9 protein-coding genes and 1 pseudogene are annotated in these 17,250 nt (G+C 72.2%); 1 reads left to right on the top strand and 9 read right to left on the bottom strand.

All coding sequences use genetic code 11. From position 1 onward, the window contains the following. Positions 1–265 precede the first annotated feature (265 nt). The 8 genes from tmk to bldG all read right to left on the bottom strand — a co-directional run bounded on the left by tmk (position 266) and on the right by bldG (position 13,839). Positions 266–3,595: a dTMP kinase gene (gene tmk, locus ACH4LD_RS30055; protein WP_398054636.1), complete on the bottom strand. Its 3,330-nt coding sequence runs from the start codon at positions 3,593–3,595 to the stop codon at positions 266–268. Positions 3,596–3,705: 110 nt separating this feature from the next. Beyond that, positions 3,706–6,537 (bottom strand): type I DNA topoisomerase, encoded by a 2,832-nt coding sequence (gene topA / locus ACH4LD_RS30050; RefSeq protein ID WP_398054637.1) that lies wholly within the window; start codon positions 6,535–6,537, stop codon positions 3,706–3,708. Between the two features lie 257 nt (positions 6,538–6,794). Then, a complete protein-coding gene (locus ACH4LD_RS30045; protein ID WP_165951824.1) occupies positions 6,795–6,992 on the bottom strand; it encodes a hypothetical protein in 198 nt (65 codons plus the stop codon). Positions 6,993–7,375: 383 nt separating this feature from the next. Next, positions 7,376–8,896 carry a methyltransferase gene (locus ACH4LD_RS30040; RefSeq protein ID WP_398054638.1) on the bottom strand — a complete coding sequence of 507 codons (1,521 nt, stop codon included), beginning with the start codon at positions 8,894–8,896 and terminating at the stop codon, positions 7,376–7,378. Between the two features lie 418 nt (positions 8,897–9,314). Beyond that, positions 9,315–9,944, bottom strand: coding sequence for a small secreted protein (locus ACH4LD_RS30035; RefSeq protein WP_398054639.1), 630 nt, complete (start codon positions 9,942–9,944; stop codon positions 9,315–9,317). Between the two features lie 195 nt (positions 9,945–10,139). Next, positions 10,140–12,542, bottom strand: coding sequence for a sodium-translocating pyrophosphatase (locus ACH4LD_RS30030; protein WP_398054640.1), 2,403 nt, complete (start codon positions 12,540–12,542; stop codon positions 10,140–10,142). Positions 12,543–12,883: 341 nt separating this feature from the next. Next, complete coding sequence (locus ACH4LD_RS30025; protein ID WP_398054641.1) at positions 12,884–13,315, bottom strand: ATP-binding protein; 432 nt, start codon at positions 13,313–13,315, stop codon at positions 12,884–12,886. A gap of 182 nt (positions 13,316–13,497) precedes the next feature. Further along, complete coding sequence (gene bldG, locus ACH4LD_RS30020) at positions 13,498–13,839, bottom strand: anti-sigma factor antagonist BldG (RefSeq protein ID WP_014674042.1); 342 nt, start codon at positions 13,837–13,839, stop codon at positions 13,498–13,500. Positions 13,840–13,919: 80 nt separating this feature from the next. On the opposite strand from bldG, the gene ACH4LD_RS30015 reads away from it, so the two are divergent. Continuing rightward, entirely contained in the window at positions 13,920–16,454 is a 2,535-nt protein-coding gene (locus ACH4LD_RS30015; RefSeq protein WP_398054642.1) for a DEAD/DEAH box helicase, read from the top strand. A 355-nt stretch (positions 16,455–16,809) separates the two neighbouring features. Here the strand turns inward: ACH4LD_RS30015 and ACH4LD_RS30010 are convergent. After that, a pseudogene (locus ACH4LD_RS30010) lies at positions 16,810–17,229 on the bottom strand (Rv3654c family TadE-like protein); the annotation flags it as partial. Positions 17,230–17,250 lie beyond the last annotated feature (21 nt).

Genomic DNA, 17,250 nt, shown 5'->3' with positions numbered 1-17,250 from the left:
ATTGTGCGGGTGGGCACTGACAAAGGGGGCGGACGGAGGTCGCGGAGGCGGCGGATCCGGTGCGCCGTGCCCATCCGGCGCGGGACCGGCGTCTGCCCCGTCGCGCAGTCGGCGGATCCGGTGCGCCGTGCCCGTCCGGCGCCGGGCCGACGTCTGTCCCGTCGGGGAGGCTACGGCTGCCCGGCACCCGGACGCACCATCCCGCCGATGTCCCGGGCGCCGACTCTCATCGGCGCCCGGCGACCGGCTCTCACCGGCGTGCAGCTCAGCCGCGGCGGCCCCGGCCGCGTCCCTTGCGGCCCTCTTCCCCGCCGTCGCCCTGGTCGCCGTACTGCCCCTCGTCGTACGAACCCAGCAGCTCGTCGGCCAGCGTGGGCAGGTCGTCCAGCGGGGTCTCCTCGGCCCAGTCGGGACGCGGGCGGCGGCGGGGCGTGCCGTCGGCGTCGAGCTGGGGCATCTCACGCGTGCGCGGCTCGGAGCCGTCGGGGGCCGCGGCGGGCCGCTCCTCCCGGAAGAAGCCGGGCGGCACCCGGTCGGCCGGGTCGCCACCCCGTACGGGCGGCAGCACGGCGGTCTCCTCCGCCGCGCCCGGAGCCACCGACGGCAGCTCGGCCGTCTCGTCGGCGGACACCGAGGGCAGCACGGCCGTCTCGTCCGCCGCGCCCGGCGGCACCCGGGGCAGCACCGCGGTCTCGTCGGCCGGCCCGGTGACCGCAGGGAGTTGCGGCAGCTCGGCGGTCACCTCGGAGTCGGGGTGGACGCCCCGGGCGTCGCCGGCGGCGCGCTCCTCGCGCACCGGACGCAGCACCGTCGTCTCGTCGTCCGTGCCCCGCGTGTCCGTCCCGCGCGCGGCCGCTTCCCGCGACACCACCGGCGTCGGAACCGTGGCCGCGTCAGGGACCACCCGCGGTGCCGTCGGCAGCGGCGTGCTGGGCCTGCGGGCCGCCGCGTCGGCCGCCGCCGCGGCCTCGGCGGCCTGCCGACGGGCCTCCTCCGCCCGCAGCAGCGCCTCCTCGGCCTTGCGCTGGGCCTCCAGGCGCCGGGCCTCCTCCTCGGCACGCAGCCGTGCCTGCCGGGCCTCTTCCTCGGCGCGCCGACGGGCCTCCTCCTCGGCCTCCTTGCGGCGCCGCTCCTCCTCGGCCCGGCGGCGGGCCTCCTCCTCCGCGCGAGCCTTCTCCTCGGCAAGCAGCCGCTGCCGCTCCTCCTCGGCGCGCCGGCGGGCCTCCTCGGCCCGCTGCCGGGCCTCCTCCGCCTGCCGTTCGGCCTCGCGCCGCTGCGCCTCCTCCAGCTCGCGCCGCTTGCGCTCCTCCTCCTCGGCGCGCAACCTGGCCAGCTGCTCCTGGCGCTCGCGCTCCAGGCGCTCCTCCTCGGCCTTGCGGGCGGCCTCTTCCTCGGCCTTGCGGCGGGCTTCCTCCTCGGCCTTCCTGCGGGCCTCCTCCTGGGCCTTGATCTCGGCCTCGGACAGCGGCAGCACGACATCGAGCCGGTGCCGGATCACGGTGGTGACGGCCTCGGGCTCCTGCCCGGCGTCCACGACCAGGTAGCGCCCGGGGTCGGAGGCGGCCAGCGTGAGGAAACCGGCCCGCACGCGTGCGTGGAACTCCGCGGGCTCCGACTCCAGCCGGTCGGGTGCCTCGGTGAACCGCTCGCGGGCGGTCTCCGGGGAGACGTCCAGCAGGACGGTCAGGTGCGGGACGAGACCGTTGGTGGCCCAGCGGTTGATGCGGGCGATCTCGGTCGGGGACAGGTCGCGGCCGGCGCCCTGGTAGGCGACGGAGGAGTCGATGTAGCGGTCGGTGATCACCACCGCGCCGCGCTCCAGGGCGGGTCGTACGACGGTGTCGACGTGCTCGGCGCGGTCGGCGGCGTACAGCAGCGCCTCCGCGCGGTGGGACAGGCCCGCCGACGAGACGTCCAGCAGGATCGAACGCAGCCGCTTGCCCACCGGGGTGGCGCCGGGCTCGCGGGTGAGCACGACCTCGTGGCCCTTGGCCCGGATCCACTCGGCGAGCGCCTCGGCCTGGGTGGACTTGCCGGCGCCGTCGCCGCCCTCCAGGGCGATGAAGAAGCCGTTGGCAGCCGGGGCGGTGACCGGGTCGTCGCCGCCCAGCAGGGCGTCCTTGAGGTCCTGCCGCAGCGGCACACCGGAGCGGTCGTCGACCTTGGCGAGCACCAGCGCGGCCACCGGCAACAGCAGCGCGCCGACCAGCATGAGGGTGAAGGCGGCGCCGCCGTGCGCGAAGACGAACTTGCCGTTCTCCAGCCGGTGCGGGCCGATCAGGGCCGCGACCAGGGGCGCGATCACGGCGCCCAGCGCTATGAAGACGCGGACCATGGCGTGCAGGTGTTCGGTGGTGCGCGCCCGGCGGGAGTCCTCGGTCTCCTGGTCGAGCAGGGTGTGCCCGGTGTTGGCGGCCACACCCGCGCCGACGCCGGCCAGCGTCACGATCAGCAGGACCGTGGTGACGTCCGGGACCAGTCCGGCGGCCAGCAGCGCGATGCCGGCGACCGCGATGGCCAGGGCCAGCAGGCGGCGCCGGGAGAGCGAGGGCAGCAGCCGGGGGGCCGTGCGGATGCCGACGGCGACACCGCCGGTCAGGCCCAGCACCAGCAGGCCGTACAGCACGGGGCCGCCGCCCAGGTCCTTGGCGTGCAGTACGCACACCGAGACGGCCGCCGCGATGGCGCCGGCGACTCCGGCGCAGGCCGGGACGAGCAGCGGGATGGCGCCCGTACGGCCCTTGTCGACGCCGGTGGCGGTGCGCGGGCGGCGCAGGCCCTCCAGCGGGGACCGCGCGCGCGGGGTGCGCGTGCCGGGCAGCTCCAGACAGGTCAGCACGGACAGCGAGGCGGCGAACAGGCCCGCCGCCACGTACGACCCGAGGGCCGCCTGGTGCTGGTCGAACCAGGCCACGCCGCTGCCCAGCAGGTTGTTCAGCAGGGCGGCGACGACCAGGGCGGCGGCGGCCAGCGGCACCGCCAGGAAGGTCGTCCGCAGCGACAGACGGCGCAGGGCGTCCAGGTGGTCCGGCAGCGGTCGTACCGTCGCTCCCTCCGGCGGCGGGGCCGGCAGCAGGGCCGGAGCGGCACTCTCCCGGCACACGGTCCACAGCCGCTCGGCGACGCCGGTGACGAAGGCGGTGACGAGCAGGACTGCCAGCGCGTCGTCCGGTGTCCAGTCGATCCACAGAGGCGCGACGATCAGCAGCGCCGCACGCAGGCCGTCGGCGCCGACCATGGTCCAGCGGCGGTCGAGCGGGCCCTCCTGGGCGGTGAGCGAGGTCAGCGGACCGAGGAGGACGGCGCCGAAGAGCAGCGCGGCGAGGACACGCGCGGCGAAGACCGTCGCCACCGCGAACGCCACGCCTCGGTAGCCGCCCCCGAAGGCTCCCTCGGCGATCGCCGACTGGAGGACCAGGAGGACGAGGACGAGGAGGGACAGGATGTCGCCGACACCGCTCACCAGCTGCGCGCTCCACAGGCGCCTCAGCTGCGGTCGGCGCAGCAGGGAACGGACGGCGCGCTCGCGGGAGTCCGCGACCAGGGCGTCGTCCGGTGCTGGGGTGTGGGCCGTCGGCTGCTCGGCTCGCGTCATGCGTTCAGCCTATCCGCAGCCGCTGACACCACACCTCGCGTGTCCGGGCATGCGCGCGCCCCGGCACCGAGGGGGTGCCGGGGCGTTCAGGTCAGTGACCCGATGGCGTGTCAGTCCTCCGCGCCGGAAGCCGTCGCCTTGGAAGCCGTCGCCTTCTTGGCGGTGGTCTTCTTGGCAGTCGTCTTCTTCGCCGCGGTCGTCGTCTTCTTCGCGGCCGCCTTCTTCGCGGCGGTCTTCTTCGCCGGGGCGGTCTTCTTGGCCGCCGCCTTCTTCGCGGTCTTCTTGGCGGGCCCCTTCGCGCGCTTCTCGGCGAGCAGTTCGAAACCACGCTCAGGAGTGATGGTTTCGACGCTGTCGCCGGAGCGCAGGGTCGCGTTGGTCTCGCCGTCGGTGACGTACGGACCGAAGCGGCCGTCCTTGACCACGACCGGCTTACCGGAGACCGGGTCCTCGCCCAGCTCCTTCAGCGGCGGCTTGGCGGCCGCCCGGCCACGCTGCTTCGGCTGGGCGTAGATCGCCTGCGCCTCCTCCAGCGTGATCGTGAAGATCTGGTCCTCGGACTGCAGCGAGCGCGAGTCCGTGCCCTTCTTCAGGTACGGGCCGTAGCGACCGTTCTGCGCGGTGATCTCCTGGCCGTCCGCGTCGGTGCCGACGACGCGCGGCAGCGACATCAGCCTGAGCGCGTCCTCCAGCGTCACCGTGTCGAGCGACATGGACTTGAACAGCGAGGCCGTCCGCGGCTTGACCGCGTTCTTGCCGGTCTTCGGGGTGCCCTCGGGAAGGACCTCCGTGACGTACGGGCCGTAGCGGCCGGCCTTGGCGACGATCGAGTGGCCGGTGGCCGGGTCGGTGCCCAGCTCGAAGTCGCCGCTGGGCTTGGCCAGCAGTTCCTCGGCCAGCTCGACGGTCAGCTCGTCCGGTGCCAGGTCGTCCGGGATGTCGGCACGCTGGTGCTGCTCGGTGTCCTTCTCGCCGCGCTCGATGTACGGGCCGTAGCGGCCGACGCGGAGCACGATGTCATTGCCCACCGGGAACGACGACACCTCGCGCGCGTCGATCGCGCCCAGGTCGGTCACCAGCTCCTTGAGGCCGCCGAGGTGGTCGCCGTCGCCGTTGCCGGCGTCGGCCGCGCCGCCCGTGGCCGTCCCCTCGCCGAAGTAGAAGCGCTTCAGCCACGGCACGGCCTTGGCCTCACCCGCCGCGATGCGGTCGAGGTCGTCCTCCATCCTGGCCGTGAAGTCGTAGTCGACGAGCCGCCCGAAGTGCTTCTCCAGGAGGTTCACCACGGCGAACGACAGGAACGACGGCACCAGGGCCGTGCCCTTCTTGAAGACGTAACCGCGGTCCAGGATCGTGCCGATGATCGACGCGTACGTCGACGGGCGGCCGATCTCGCGCTCTTCCAGCTCCTTGACCAGGCTGGCCTCGGTGTAGCGGGCCGGGGGCTTGGTGGCGTGGCCGTCGACCGTGATCTCCTCGGCGGACAGCGCGTCGCCCTCGGCGACCTGCGGCAGCCGGCGCTCGCGGTCGTCCAGCTCGGCGTTCGGGTCGTCGGCACCCTCGACGTAGGCCTTCAGGAAGCCGTGGAAGGTGATCGTCTTGCCGGAGGCGCTGAACTCGACGTCCCGGCCGTCGGCGGCGGTGCCGCCGATCTTCACGGTGACGCTGTTGCCGGTCGCGTCCTTCATCTGGGAGGCGACGGTCCGCTTCCAGATGAGTTCGTACAGCTTGAACTGGTCGCCGGTCAGGCCGGTCTCCGCGGGCGTGCGGAAACGGTCACCCGACGGGCGGATCGCCTCGTGCGCCTCCTGGGCGTTCTTGACCTTGGCGGCGTAGGTGCGCGGCTGCGGCGGCAGGTAGTCGGCGCCGTACAGCTGCGTGACCTGGGCGCGGGCAGCGGAGACCGCCGTGTCGCTCAGCGTCGTGGAGTCCGTACGCATGTACGTGATGTAGCCGTTCTCGTACAGCTTCTGGGCGATCTGCATGGTCGCCTTCGCGCCGAAGCCGAGCTTGCGGCTGGCCTCCTGCTGCAGCGTCGTCGTACGGAACGGGGCGTACGGCGAGCGGCGGTACGGCTTGGACTCGACGGACCGCACGGAGAAGCGGGTGTCCTCCAGGGCGGCGGCGAGGGCGCGGGCGGTCGCCTCGTCGAGGTGGAGGGTGTTCTCGCTCTTGAGCTGTCCCAGGGAGTCGAAGTCGCGGCCCTGCGCGACCCGTCGGCCGTCGACGGTCTGCAGGCGGGCGACCAGCGACGACGGGTCCGACGGGTCTCCCGCGCGGCCGGTCGCGAAGGTGCCCGTCAGGTCCCAGTACTCGGCGGAACGGAACGCGATGCGCTCGCGTTCCCGCTCCACGACGAGCCGTGTGGCGACGGACTGCACGCGGCCGGCCGACAGCCGGGGCATGACCTTCTTCCACAGCACCGGGGAGACCTCGTAGCCGTAGAGGCGATCGAGGATGCGGCGGGTCTCCTGGGCGTCGACCAGCTTCTGGTTGAGCTGGCGCGGGTTGGCGACGGCCTCGCGGATCGCGTCCTTGGTGATCTCGTGGAACACCATGCGCTTGACGGGGATCTTCGGCTTCAGGACCTCCTGGAGGTGCCAGGCGATCGCCTCGCCCTCCCGGTCCTCGTCAGTGGCGAGGAACAGCTCGTCGGAGTCCTTCAGGAGGTCCTTGAGCTTCTTGACCTGGGCCTTCTTGTCCGCGTTGATCACATAGATCGGCTGGAAGTCATGGTCGACGTCCACACCGAGGCGACGGACCTCGCCGGTGTACTTCTCGGGCACCTCCGCGGCGCCGTTGGGAAGGTCACGGATGTGCCCGACGCTCGCTTCGACGACGTATCCGGGGCCGAGGTAGCCCTTGATCGTCTTCGCCTTGGCAGGCGACTCGACGATGACGAGTCGGCGGCCGCCCTGTGCGGTCTCGCTGGTCGGGGACAACTTCGCTCTTCTCTCCGGTCGACGCTGGGGCCTCCCCAGGCCTTGGTCCCGGGGTCGCGGCGTACTGCTGGCACGTGTGACGCTGCGGAGTGTGACGCTACATCCCGCCCCCGTGTCAAACGGGAAAAGCCCACAACGGCCACTCGAACGGTAACCCGACTACCGCCATTCCTGCCGCCCGGACTGCTCGCCCACCCCCGCGATCCTGTCCGGAGCGTGACGCTCCCCTTACCCGCTGGACATGGCGGGCACCCGTCTCAGAGCCGGGTCAGGCAGTACACCCCGAGGCTCAGCGCGATCGCTCCGGCCAGGCTCGCGACGGCGGCGGATGCGACCCGACTCACACCGACGGCCACCGGTTCCCTGCGCCGGACGCGGATGCCTGTCCACGCCAGCAGACCGGCCCCGAACAGGGCGAACACCACTCCCGCGAAGATCGCCGGTCCGCTCTCCATCGCCCGAGCACCCCTTCCCTGCCGTCGGCTCTGCCCAGCGCCGGGAGGGTGGCACGCCATGGAGGCGGGCGGGCGACATCGGGGTGAACGGAAGGCTCCCGATCATTCGAACGCACACTCGAATCGCAGGGCCCGAACCCGGTGCCGATATTTTTTCCAGCCGTTTTCGGGAAACGGCCCGGCGCCGCCCTCTCCCTGCGACCTCGCCGGGCCCGTGCCAGCGGCATACGACGATGCGCGCGGCGCGATCAGGAGATGATCCGACCGCGCCTACGTCGGCACGGGCACCCGGCGTACGGCACCTGCCCGGCACCGCTCCCCACCGGGCCTCGCACCCGGCGCCGCGGCACCGCTCCTGGCGCCGTCCCGTCCCGCGCGCCCGCTCAGCCCGCCGGTTCCAGGAAGCCCTGCTCCACCAGCAGCCGGATCTGCGCGGGCGTGCGGTCGCGGAGCACCACCGGGTCCTCGCCGACGAGCTGCGCGATGGCGTCCAGGATGCGGCCCGCGCTCAGCGTGCCGTCGCACACCCCCGCGAACCCGGCCCCCACCGTGTCCACCTTCGTCGCCCGGCGCATCCCGCGGTGCTGGCGCAGCACCACATGCTCCGGGTCCTCCGCGCCGGGCAGCCCGACCTGCTCCTGGACCACCTCGGGGACGAGCTTGAAGCGACTGTCCAGCAGCGCCGCGTCGTCGTGCTCCCGGAGATAGTCGAGCCGCTCGAAGTGCGCCCGGATCGTCTCGCCGAGCGGCTGTTCAACCGGATGCGGCCACTCCTCCACCGTGACCAAGGGCTCGGCGGACCCGGTCCTGCGCAGGGTGATCCAGCCGAAACCGACCGCCCTGACCTTGCGCGCCTCGAACTCGTCGAGCCAGGCGTCGTACCGCGCCTGGTACTCCGCCGGGTCCCCACGGTGGTCACCGGCGTCCCTCAGCCACAACTCGGCGTACTGCGTGACGTCCTGCACCTCGCGCTGCACGATCCAGGCATCGCACCCGCGCGGCACCCACGACCTGAGTCTGTCCTGCCAGTCCTCCCCCGCCACGTGCTGCCAGTTCGCGAGGAACTGCGCGAACCCGCCCTCGTTCAGCCGTTCCCCCGCTTCCTGAACGAGCGAGCGGCACAGATCGTCCCCGCCCATGCCACCGTCCCGGTACGTCAGCCGGGCGCGCGGGGAGATCACGAACGGGGGGTTGGAGACGATCAGGTCGAACGTCTCGTCGTCCCGGACCGGTTCGAACAGCGAGCCCTCGCGCAGGTCGGCGGCGGGCGCCCCGGAGAGCGCCAGGGTGAGCGCCGTGATGTGCAGCGCGCGGGGGTTGAGGTCGGTCGCCGTCACGCGCGTGGCGTGCTGCGCGGCGTGCAGCGCCTGGATACCGGACCCGGTGCCCAGGTCCAGGGCGGCGGCGACGGGGGTACGGACGGTGATGCCGGCGAGGGTCGTCGAGGCGCCGCCGACACCCAGGACGACACCCTCGTCACGCTGTCCGATGCCGCCGGCTCCGCCGACCGCGCAGCCGAGGTCGGAGACGATGAACCAGTCCTCGCCGCCGGGACCGCCGTACGGCCGCACGTCCACGGTCGCGGCCACCTCGTCACCGCTCACACGCCTGAGCCAGCCGGCCTCGACCGCCTCCCCGACCGGCAGAACGGCCGCCACGCGCGCGTGGGGCACCGGTTGCTGGAGCAGGAACAGCCGTACGAGCGTCTCCAGCGGCGTGTCGCCACGGGTCGCCCGGAGAGCGGGCACTGTCTCGCTGCGGGCCAGCGCCGCGTACGCGGGCGCGCCGAGCAGGTCGAGCAGCCCGTCGGCGGTGAAGGAGGCGGCCAGCAGCGCGTCCCTCAGACGCGCGGCGATGTCGAGCCGGTCGGAAGCGGGCAGGGAAGCGGGTCCGGAGTCAGTCACGCCCCCATTGTCGCCCGCGACAGCCACCCACGACCGCCTCACGACGGCTGCGCGGGCCGACGGGCGAGCGCTGCGCGGACCGACGGGCGACGGCGCGCGGGCCGACCGGCGAAGGCGGGCGGGCCGACGGGCGAGGGCTGCGCGGGCCGGCCGACGAGGGCTGCGCGGACCGACCGGCGACGGCGCGCGGGCCGACCGGCGAAAGCTGGCCGGGTCGACCGGCGAAAGCTGGCCGGGTCGACTGCGGCGGCTGCCCGGAGCTGAGTCCTGGCCACTGCCAGAGACCGGCTCGCGGCGACTGCCCCGGCCCGACTGCGCGCGGACCGTTCGCCACGTCAGCCGCCCACTCACGACCTCAGCGAGCCACCCACCGACCTCAGCCGCGCACCCGCAGACCTCAGCCGCGCTCCCGCAGACGTCAGCCAGCCGTCCCCGACGCCGTCGGCTGGGCGGAGCCGGACGGGGTGACCTTGCAGCTGGGCTGCTCGGCCATCGCCTCCTTGACGTCGCCCTTCTCCAGCCGCTTCAGCGCCTCCGTGCCGCTGTCGCTCTGCTTGCCGACCTCCTTGGTCTGCAGGGCGACCTCCTTCAGGCCCTTGGCGAACTTGCCCTGGTCCTTGGTGTTGAGCCCGTCGACCTTCTTCTTCAGGTCGGCGTACGACGTGGAGAGGCCGGCGAGGTTCTTGGCCGCGTCCTGCTGGAGCTTGGCACCGCCGTCGATCCCGGGGGGCGCTCCCGCGCTGTCGAGGGCGTCGGCGAGCGCCTTGTAGCCCTCGGCCATGTCCTGGAAGGCGGCCGCGTACGTCTTCTGGGCGTCCTTCGGCGGGAGGTTGGTGTCCGTGGCGATGGCCGCGATCGAAGCGTTGGCCGACCTGATCTTCGCGTCCTGCGCGGGCACGGCGTCGCACACCGTCTTGGCCCAGGACACCAGCTTGGGGTCGGGCCCCTTGTCACCGCCGCCGCTGCACCCGGACACCGCCACCACCAGTACCGCACCGCCGGACAGTGCGGCCGCGAGCTTCTTGTTCACCGGATTGGTCCCTTCCATGGCTCTCGGCCCCCGGAATCTACACGGCGGACGCACTCCCTCCCCTTGCCGGGGGAGGCATAAGTCAGCTTTTGTGATCTTTCGTGCCATGGGAGAGAAGGCTCACGACGTGGGCGAGCCCACAGACGACAAGTGGGCGGGCGACGTCAGCAACGCCACCCGCCCACCCGTTGAGCAGGGATTTCTCGCCGCGATCTACGAGACCACCGCGGCGTCCGGCGGATTGGCGACCCGCCCGGCACTGTCGTCGTCGCCGACGGCGATCCCGCGCCGCTTGGAGATGTACACGGCCACGACGATCACCAGCAGTGCGAGGATGGCGATCCCGATCCGCACCCCGAGGTTCTTGTCGTCGCCGTAGGAAAACTTGATCACTGCCGGTGCGATGAGCAGCGAGACCAGGTTCATGACCTTCAGCAGGGGGTTGATCGCGGGCCCGGCGGTGTCCTTGAACGGGTCGCCGACCGTGTCCCCGATCACCGTGGCCGCGTGGGCCTCGCTGCCCTTGCCGCCGTGGTTGCCGTCCTCCACCAGCTTCTTGGCGTTGTCCCAGGCACCGCCGGAGTTGGCGAGGAACACCGCCATCAGCGTGCCCGCGCCGATCGCGCCGGCGAGGTAGGAGCCGAGCGCGCCGACACCGAGCGTGAACCCGATGAAGATCGGCGCCATGACGGCGAGCAGACCGGGCGTGGCCAGCTCCCGCAGGGCGTCCTTGGTGCAGATGTCGACGACCTTGCCGTACTCGGGCTTCTCGGTGAAGTCCATGATCCCGGGCTTCTCACGGAACTGCCGCCGCACCTCGAACACCACCGAACCCGCCGACCGCGACACCGCGTTGATGGCCAGTCCGGAGAAGAGGAAGACGACCGCGGCGCCCGCGATGAGGCCGACGAGGTTGTTGGGCTGCGAGATGTCCAGGGACAGGCTGAGCGGCGACCCCGGCCCGGTGAGCTTCGCGCCGACGTCCTGCACGTTGGTGGTGATCGCGTCGCGGTACGACCCGAACAGCGCCGACGCGGCGAGGACGGCGGTGGCGATGGCGATGCCCTTGGTGATGGCCTTGGTGGTGTTGCCGACCGCGTCCAGGTTGGTGAGCACCTGCGCGCCCGCGCCCTCGACGTCGCCGGACATCTCGGCGATGCCCTGCGCGTTGTCGGAGACCGGCCCGAAGGTGTCCATGGCGACGATCACGCCGACCGTGGTGAGCAGCCCGGTGCCGGCCAACGCGACCGCGAACAGTGCCAGCATGATCGACGTACCGCCGAGCAGGAACGCGCCGTACACCCCGAGCCCGATGAGCAGCGCGGTGTAGACGGCGGACTCCAGGCCCACCGAGATGCCGGAGAGGACGACGGTGGCCGGGCCGGTGAGGGAGGTCTTGCCGATGTCCCGCACCGGACGGCGGTTGGTCTCGGTGAAGTAGCCGGTCAGCTGCTGGATGACGGCGGCGAGCAGGATGCCGATGGCCACCGCGACCAGCGCGAGGATGCGCGGATCGCCGTCCTTGCCCTTGATCGCCGCGTCGGTGACGCCGTCGAGGGCGGAGTACTTCGACGGCAGATAGACGAAGACCGCGATCGCGACCAGCGCCAGCGAGATCACCGCGGAGATGAAGAAGCCGCGGTTGATCGCCGACATGCCGCTGCGGTCGGCCCGGCGCGGGGCGACCGCGAAGATCCCGATCATCGCCGTGATCACACCGATGGCGGGCACCAGCAGCGGGAACGCCAGCCCGGAGTCGCCGAAGGCGGCCTTGCCGAGGATCAGCGCGGCCACCAGGGTCACGGCGTACGACTCGAACAGGTCGGCCGCCATGCCCGCACAGTCCCCGACGTTGTCGCCCACGTTGTCGGCGATGGTCGCGGCATTGCGCGGGTCGTCCTCCGGAATGCCCTGTTCGACCTTGCCGACCAGGTCGGCGCCGACGTCGGCGGCCTTGGTGAAGATGCCGCCGCCCACCCGCATGAACATCGCGATCAGGGCGGCGCCGAGGCCGAAGCCCTCCAGCACCTTCGGCGCGTCGGCCGCGTACACCAGCACCACACAGGAGGCGCCCAGCAGACCGAGCCCCACCGTGAACATGCCGACGACACCGCCCGTGCGAAATGCGATCTTCATCGCCTTGTGCGAGACGGTGGTGAGATCCTTTTCCGGCTCGCCTTCCGCCGGCGTTGCCTCCCGGGCCGCCGCGGCGACCCGCACATTGCTGCGTACGGCGAGCCACATGCCGATATAGCCGGTGGCCGCCGAGAACGCCGCGCCGATCAGGAAGAACACCGAGCGGCCGGCCCGCTGATTCCAGTCGTCCGCGGGCAGCAGCATGAGCAGGAAGAAGACGACGACGGCGAATACACCGAGCGTGCGCAACTGCCGGGCGAGATACGCCTTGGCACCTTCCTGCACCGCCTCGGCGATCTTCTTCATGCTGTCGGTGCCCTCGCCTGCCGCCAGCACCTGGCGGACCAGGATCCCCGCGACCACCAGCGCGGCCAGGGCGACCGCCGCGATGACGGCCACGATGATCCGGTTGTCGTCGGTCAGGACCGCGGCTGCGAGGGACGTGGGATGACCCGACTGAGGAGTAGAAAGCCCCGCCATTCGTCCTCCTTGACGCTTGGGCTGAGCTCAAGATGTGGACGGATTGTAGGTACCGCCGAGTGAGTCTAAACAGGGGACGGTAAACGGAATTGGCCTGCATGTACATACAGCAAACCCGAACGACGTAATGCCCCAAAGCCATTGTCGGCCACTTGGCGCTTGATCAAATTATCACGGTTTTGATCGTGAATTCTTTCACGAATTCCCGTGACGGTCGCCGAAACACCACAGGGGCCCTGCTCGGCAGGGCCCCTGTGCGCTTGTCGGGTGGTTGTGGCCGCTACGGCCAGTCGAGTGAGACCGGTCGGCCGGAGCAGGCGGGCGGGATCAAACGGGCAAGATCAGGCGAGCGCGGCGGCCGGCGGCGCGGTCGGCCACGTCATGCGGATCAGGCCACCGTTCTGCCCGGTGGTGACCTCCACGTCGTCGACGAGACCGCTGATGACCGCGAGGCCCATCTCGTCCTCCTCGACCTCCGCCTCGGCTTCCGGCCCGCCCGGCGTGTCGCCGCCCGGGGCGGCGTGCGGAGCCTCGTCGCCGACCTCGATGGAGAACTGTTTCTCCTCTTCGATCAACGCCACCTTCACCGGTGCCGTGACGCCACTGTTCTGGTGGAGTCCGACAGCGCGGGAGCACGCCTCGCCCACGGCGAGCCGCACCTCGTCCAGGACGGCCTCGTCCACTCCGGCCCTGCGCGCCACCGCTGCCGCCACCAGCCGGGCGGTCCTGACGTGCTCGGGCAGCGCGCTGAAGCGGAGTTCGACGGTGGCCATTCATCCCCCTCGCGACTACGGGCGTGCGGTCGGGGGCGGGGCCGTCGAGCGCCCACACCCCCTGGTGTACATCTCTCTTCCGGGCCGCCACATCGGCATCGGCCCAGGCGAGGACCGGCCGGCGACCGGGCCCCGGCAGGAGCCCGGCCCCGGCGACCGGTCCGGGATCGGTCAGTGGCCGATCAGTCGGTGGCCGCCACCGCTTCCTCGACCGTGGTGTGGATCGGGAACACCTTGGTGAGGCCGGTGATGCGGAAGATCTTGAGAATGCGCTCCTGGTTGCAGACCAGACGCAGCGAGCCCTCGTGGGCACGAACCCTCTTCAGGCCGCCCACCAGCACGCCGAGCCCGGTGGAGTCGAGGAAGTCCACACCTTCCATGTCGACGACGAGGTGGAAATTCCCGTCGTTCACCAGCTCGACCAGCTGCTCGCGCAGCTTGGGCGCGGTATATACGTCGATTTCGCCACCGACCTCGACGACCGTACGATCGCCGACGGTACGGGTCGACAGGGACAGGTCCACGGATCCTCCAGCACCTTGCTATCGAGCGGTCGTCCCTCGGGCACCTCGCTTGCGGCCCCCGGGACGTTTCGCCAGCCGCGATGGCATTCAATCACTTACCGGCAGGCGTGCACGACGCCTTGGCTCCATTGTCCGTCACGCCAGTGACACACTCGGTGCCGATGGCCAAGAATCACCGATCCGATCGACCCCAGGCCCGCCCGGCCTCCCGCACGTCTCCGGGCACGGTCCTGGACCGGCTCGCCTCCGGGCCGAGCCGGGCTGCGCGCATCACTCATACGGAGCACTTGCCCCCGCGCGCGGGCCGCCATGCCGTCTGGCCTGACCGGATTCGGCCCGAAGTGATCGCGGCCGTCCAGGCGTGCGGCATCGAGCACCCCTGGGCGCACCAGGCGCTGGCCGCCGAACACGCCCTCGACGGCGACTCGGTGGTGGTCGCCACCGGCACCGCCTCCGGCAAGTCCCTCGCCTACCTCGTGCCCGTCCTGTCCACCCTCCTGGACGGCGCGGAGGCCCCGAACGGCCGTGGTGCCACCGCTCTCTACCTGTCCCCCACCAAGGCGCTCGCGGCGGACCAGTGCCGGTCGGTGAAGGAACTTTCACAACCGCTCGGCACGTCGGTACGGCCGGCCGTCTACGACGGTGACACCCCGTTCGAGGAACGGGAGTGGATCCGCCAGTACGCCAACTACGTCCTCACCAACCCGGACATGCTGCACCGCGGGATACTCCCCTCCCACCCGCGCTGGTCCTCCTTCCTGAGATCACTCAAGTACGTCGTCATCGACGAGTGCCACACCTACCGGGGCGTCTTCGGCTCGCACGTCGCCCAGGTGCTGCGCCGGCTGCGCCGCCTGTGTGCCCGCTACGGCTCCTTCCCGGTGTTCCTGCTGGCCTCGGCGACCGCCGCCGAGCCCTCGGTCGCCGCCCGCCGGCTGACCGGCCTGCCGGTCGTCGAGGTCGCCGACGACGCCTCCCCGCGCGGAGAGCTAGTGTTCGCCCTCTGGGAGCCCCCGCTCACCGAACTGCAGGGCGAGAAGGGCGCACCCGTACGGCGTACCGCCACCGCCGAGACCGCCGACCTGCTGACCGACCTCACCGTGCAGGGTGTGCGCTCGGTCGCCTTCGTACGCTCCCGGCGCGGCGCCGAGCTGATCGCGGTCATCGCCCAGGAGAGACTCGCCGAGGTCGACCGCTCCCTGGCCCGGCGTGTCGCGGCCTACCGCGGCGGCTACCTCCCCGAGGAGCGCCGCGCCCTGGAACGGGCCCTGCACTCCGGCGAACTCCTCGGTCTCGCCGCCACGACCGCCCTGGAGCTGGGCGTGGACGTCTCCGGTCTGGACGCGGTGGTGATCTCCGGTTACCCGGGCACCCGCGCCTCCCTGTGGCAGCAGGCCGGCCGCGCGGGCCGCTCGGGCCAGGGCGCCCTCGCGGTCCTCGTCGCCCGCGACGACCCGCTGGACACCTTCCTCGTGCATCACCCCGAAGCCCTCTTCGACCAGCCGGTGGAATCCACGGTCCTCGACCCCGACAACCCCTACGTCCTCGCCCCGCACCTGTGCGCCGCCGCCGCGGAGCTGCCGCTGACCGAGGAGGACCTGGCCCTCTTCGGCCCCGCCTGCGCGGACGTGCTGCCGCAGCTGGAGGCCGCGAAGCTGCTCCGCCGCCGCACCAAGGCCTGGCACTGGACCCGCCGGGAGCGGGCCGCCGACCTCACCGACATCCGCGGCGCCGGCGGCCGTCCGGTGCAGGTCGTCGAGGCCGGCACGGGCCGTCTGCTCGGCACGGTGGACGCGGGCGCCGCGCACTCCACCGTCCACGAAGGCGCCGTCCACCTGCACCAGGGCCGCACCTACCTGGTGCGCTCCCTGGACCTGGAGGACTCCGTCGCCCTGGTCGAGCAGGCGGACCCGCCGTACTCGACGGTCGCCCGTGACACCACGTCCATCTCCATCCTGGAGACGGACACCGAGATCCCGTGGGGCGCCGGCCGCCTGTGCTACGGCTCGGTGGAGGTCACCAACCAGGTGGTCTCCTACCTCCGCCGGCGCCTCATCACCGGCGAAGTGCTGGGCGAGACGAAACTCGACCTCCCTCCTCGTACGCTGCGCACACGCGCGGTGTGGTGGACGGTCACCGAGGACCAGCTGGACGAAGCCCGGATCACCCCGGAGATCCTCGGCGGCTCCCTGCACGCCGCCGAACACGCCTCCATCGGCATGCTGCCCCTCTTCGCGACCTGCGACCGCTGGGACATCGGCGGAGTGTCCGTGCCCCTGCACCCCGACACCCTCCTCCCCACGGTCTTCGTCTACGACGGCCACCCCGGCGGCGCCGGATTCGCCGAACGCGCCTTCCACACCGCCCGCGCCTGGCTCACCGCCACCCGCGAGGCCATCGCCTCCTGCGAGTGCGAGGCCGGCTGCCCGTCCTGCATCCAGTCCCCCAAGTGCGGCAACGGCAACGACCCACTGCACAAGAGGGGCGCGGTACGACTGCTCACAGTGCTGCTTCGGGGGGCACCGGAGGGGGCGGATGCGGGGAGCTCGGGGAGCTCGGGGAGCTCGGGGAGCTCGGGGAGCTCGGGGAGCTCGGGGAGCTCGGGGGAAGGCTAGGCGAAGGGCGAGCGGCAAAGGGCGCGGGGACGGCTGGGCCGCCAGGACGCCGGAACGCCAGGCGTCAAGGCCTAGGGCTTGTCCAGCACGGCGGGTGGCATGGCATCGGAGTCGCCCTGGGCCCCTGGGGGCCCTGTCTGGAAGCCGTCCAGGACGCCGGACGCCCAACCGGGGAGCCGTCCGGGACGCCAGGAACCGAGGGCCCGTCCGAGACGCCGGGAACCGAGAGCCCGTCCGAGACGCCAGGAACCGAGAGCCCGTCCGAGACGCCAGGAACCGAGAGCCCGTCCGAGACGCCAGGAACCGAGAGCCCGTCCGAGACGCCGGGAACCGAGGGCCCGTCCGAGACGGCGGGCGGTACCGGACCTGCCGGCCCCGCCTTCGCTCTGACCTCCGCCGTGAACGGCCCCGTTCCTGCCGCCGCCGTCACCTCGGACGTGTCGCCCACGATCGCGCACCGCACCAGCCGTACTCCCTGGGCCGCCGCCAGCCGCTCGGCACGCGCACAGGCCGGCGGGCCGCCCTCGGCCCAGTGGTCCGCCGCCGCGAGCGCGGCCAGGTCGGCGCCGCCGGCCGCCCGGTGCCGTACGACGACGGCCTGCCCGAGAGCGAGCACGGCGCCGAACACCACACACAGCACGGCGATCGCTCCCATGCTCCAGACGGTGGCGGATCCCCGGTCGGAGTCCGACGGCCGGTCCGGCTGCGCGTGCCCACCGCACCGCGCCCCCTCACGCCCCTCGCCTCCGGTCCCCCGTCGACCGTCTGCACGCACCCGTTCGTCGGTCGACCCGCC

The sequence above is a fragment of the Streptomyces sp. NPDC017676 genome, assembly GCF_044329325.1.
Classification (GTDB): domain Bacteria; phylum Actinomycetota; class Actinomycetes; order Streptomycetales; family Streptomycetaceae; genus Streptomyces.
Note: the sequence above shows the minus strand (reverse complement) of the source record. Positions and strands in the feature narration are given on the sequence as shown.

Coding starts and splice junctions, on each gene's coding strand:
- ACH4LD_RS30025 (WP_398054641.1), bottom strand. CDS start 13,315: ATGGCCACCGTCGAACTCCGCTTCAGCGCGCTGCCCGAGCACGTCAGG.
- ACH4LD_RS30035 (WP_398054639.1), bottom strand. CDS start 9,944: ATGGAAGGGACCAATCCGGTGAACAAGAAGCTCGCGGCCGCACTGTCC.
- ACH4LD_RS30015 (WP_398054642.1), top strand. CDS start 13,920: ATGGCATTCAATCACTTACCGGCAGGCGTGCACGACGCCTTGGCTCCA.
- tmk (WP_398054636.1), bottom strand. CDS start 3,595: ATGACGCGAGCCGAGCAGCCGACGGCCCACACCCCAGCACCGGACGAC.
- ACH4LD_RS30045 (WP_165951824.1), bottom strand. CDS start 6,992: ATGGAGAGCGGACCGGCGATCTTCGCGGGAGTGGTGTTCGCCCTGTTC.
- ACH4LD_RS30030 (WP_398054640.1), bottom strand. CDS start 12,542: ATGGCGGGGCTTTCTACTCCTCAGTCGGGTCATCCCACGTCCCTCGCA.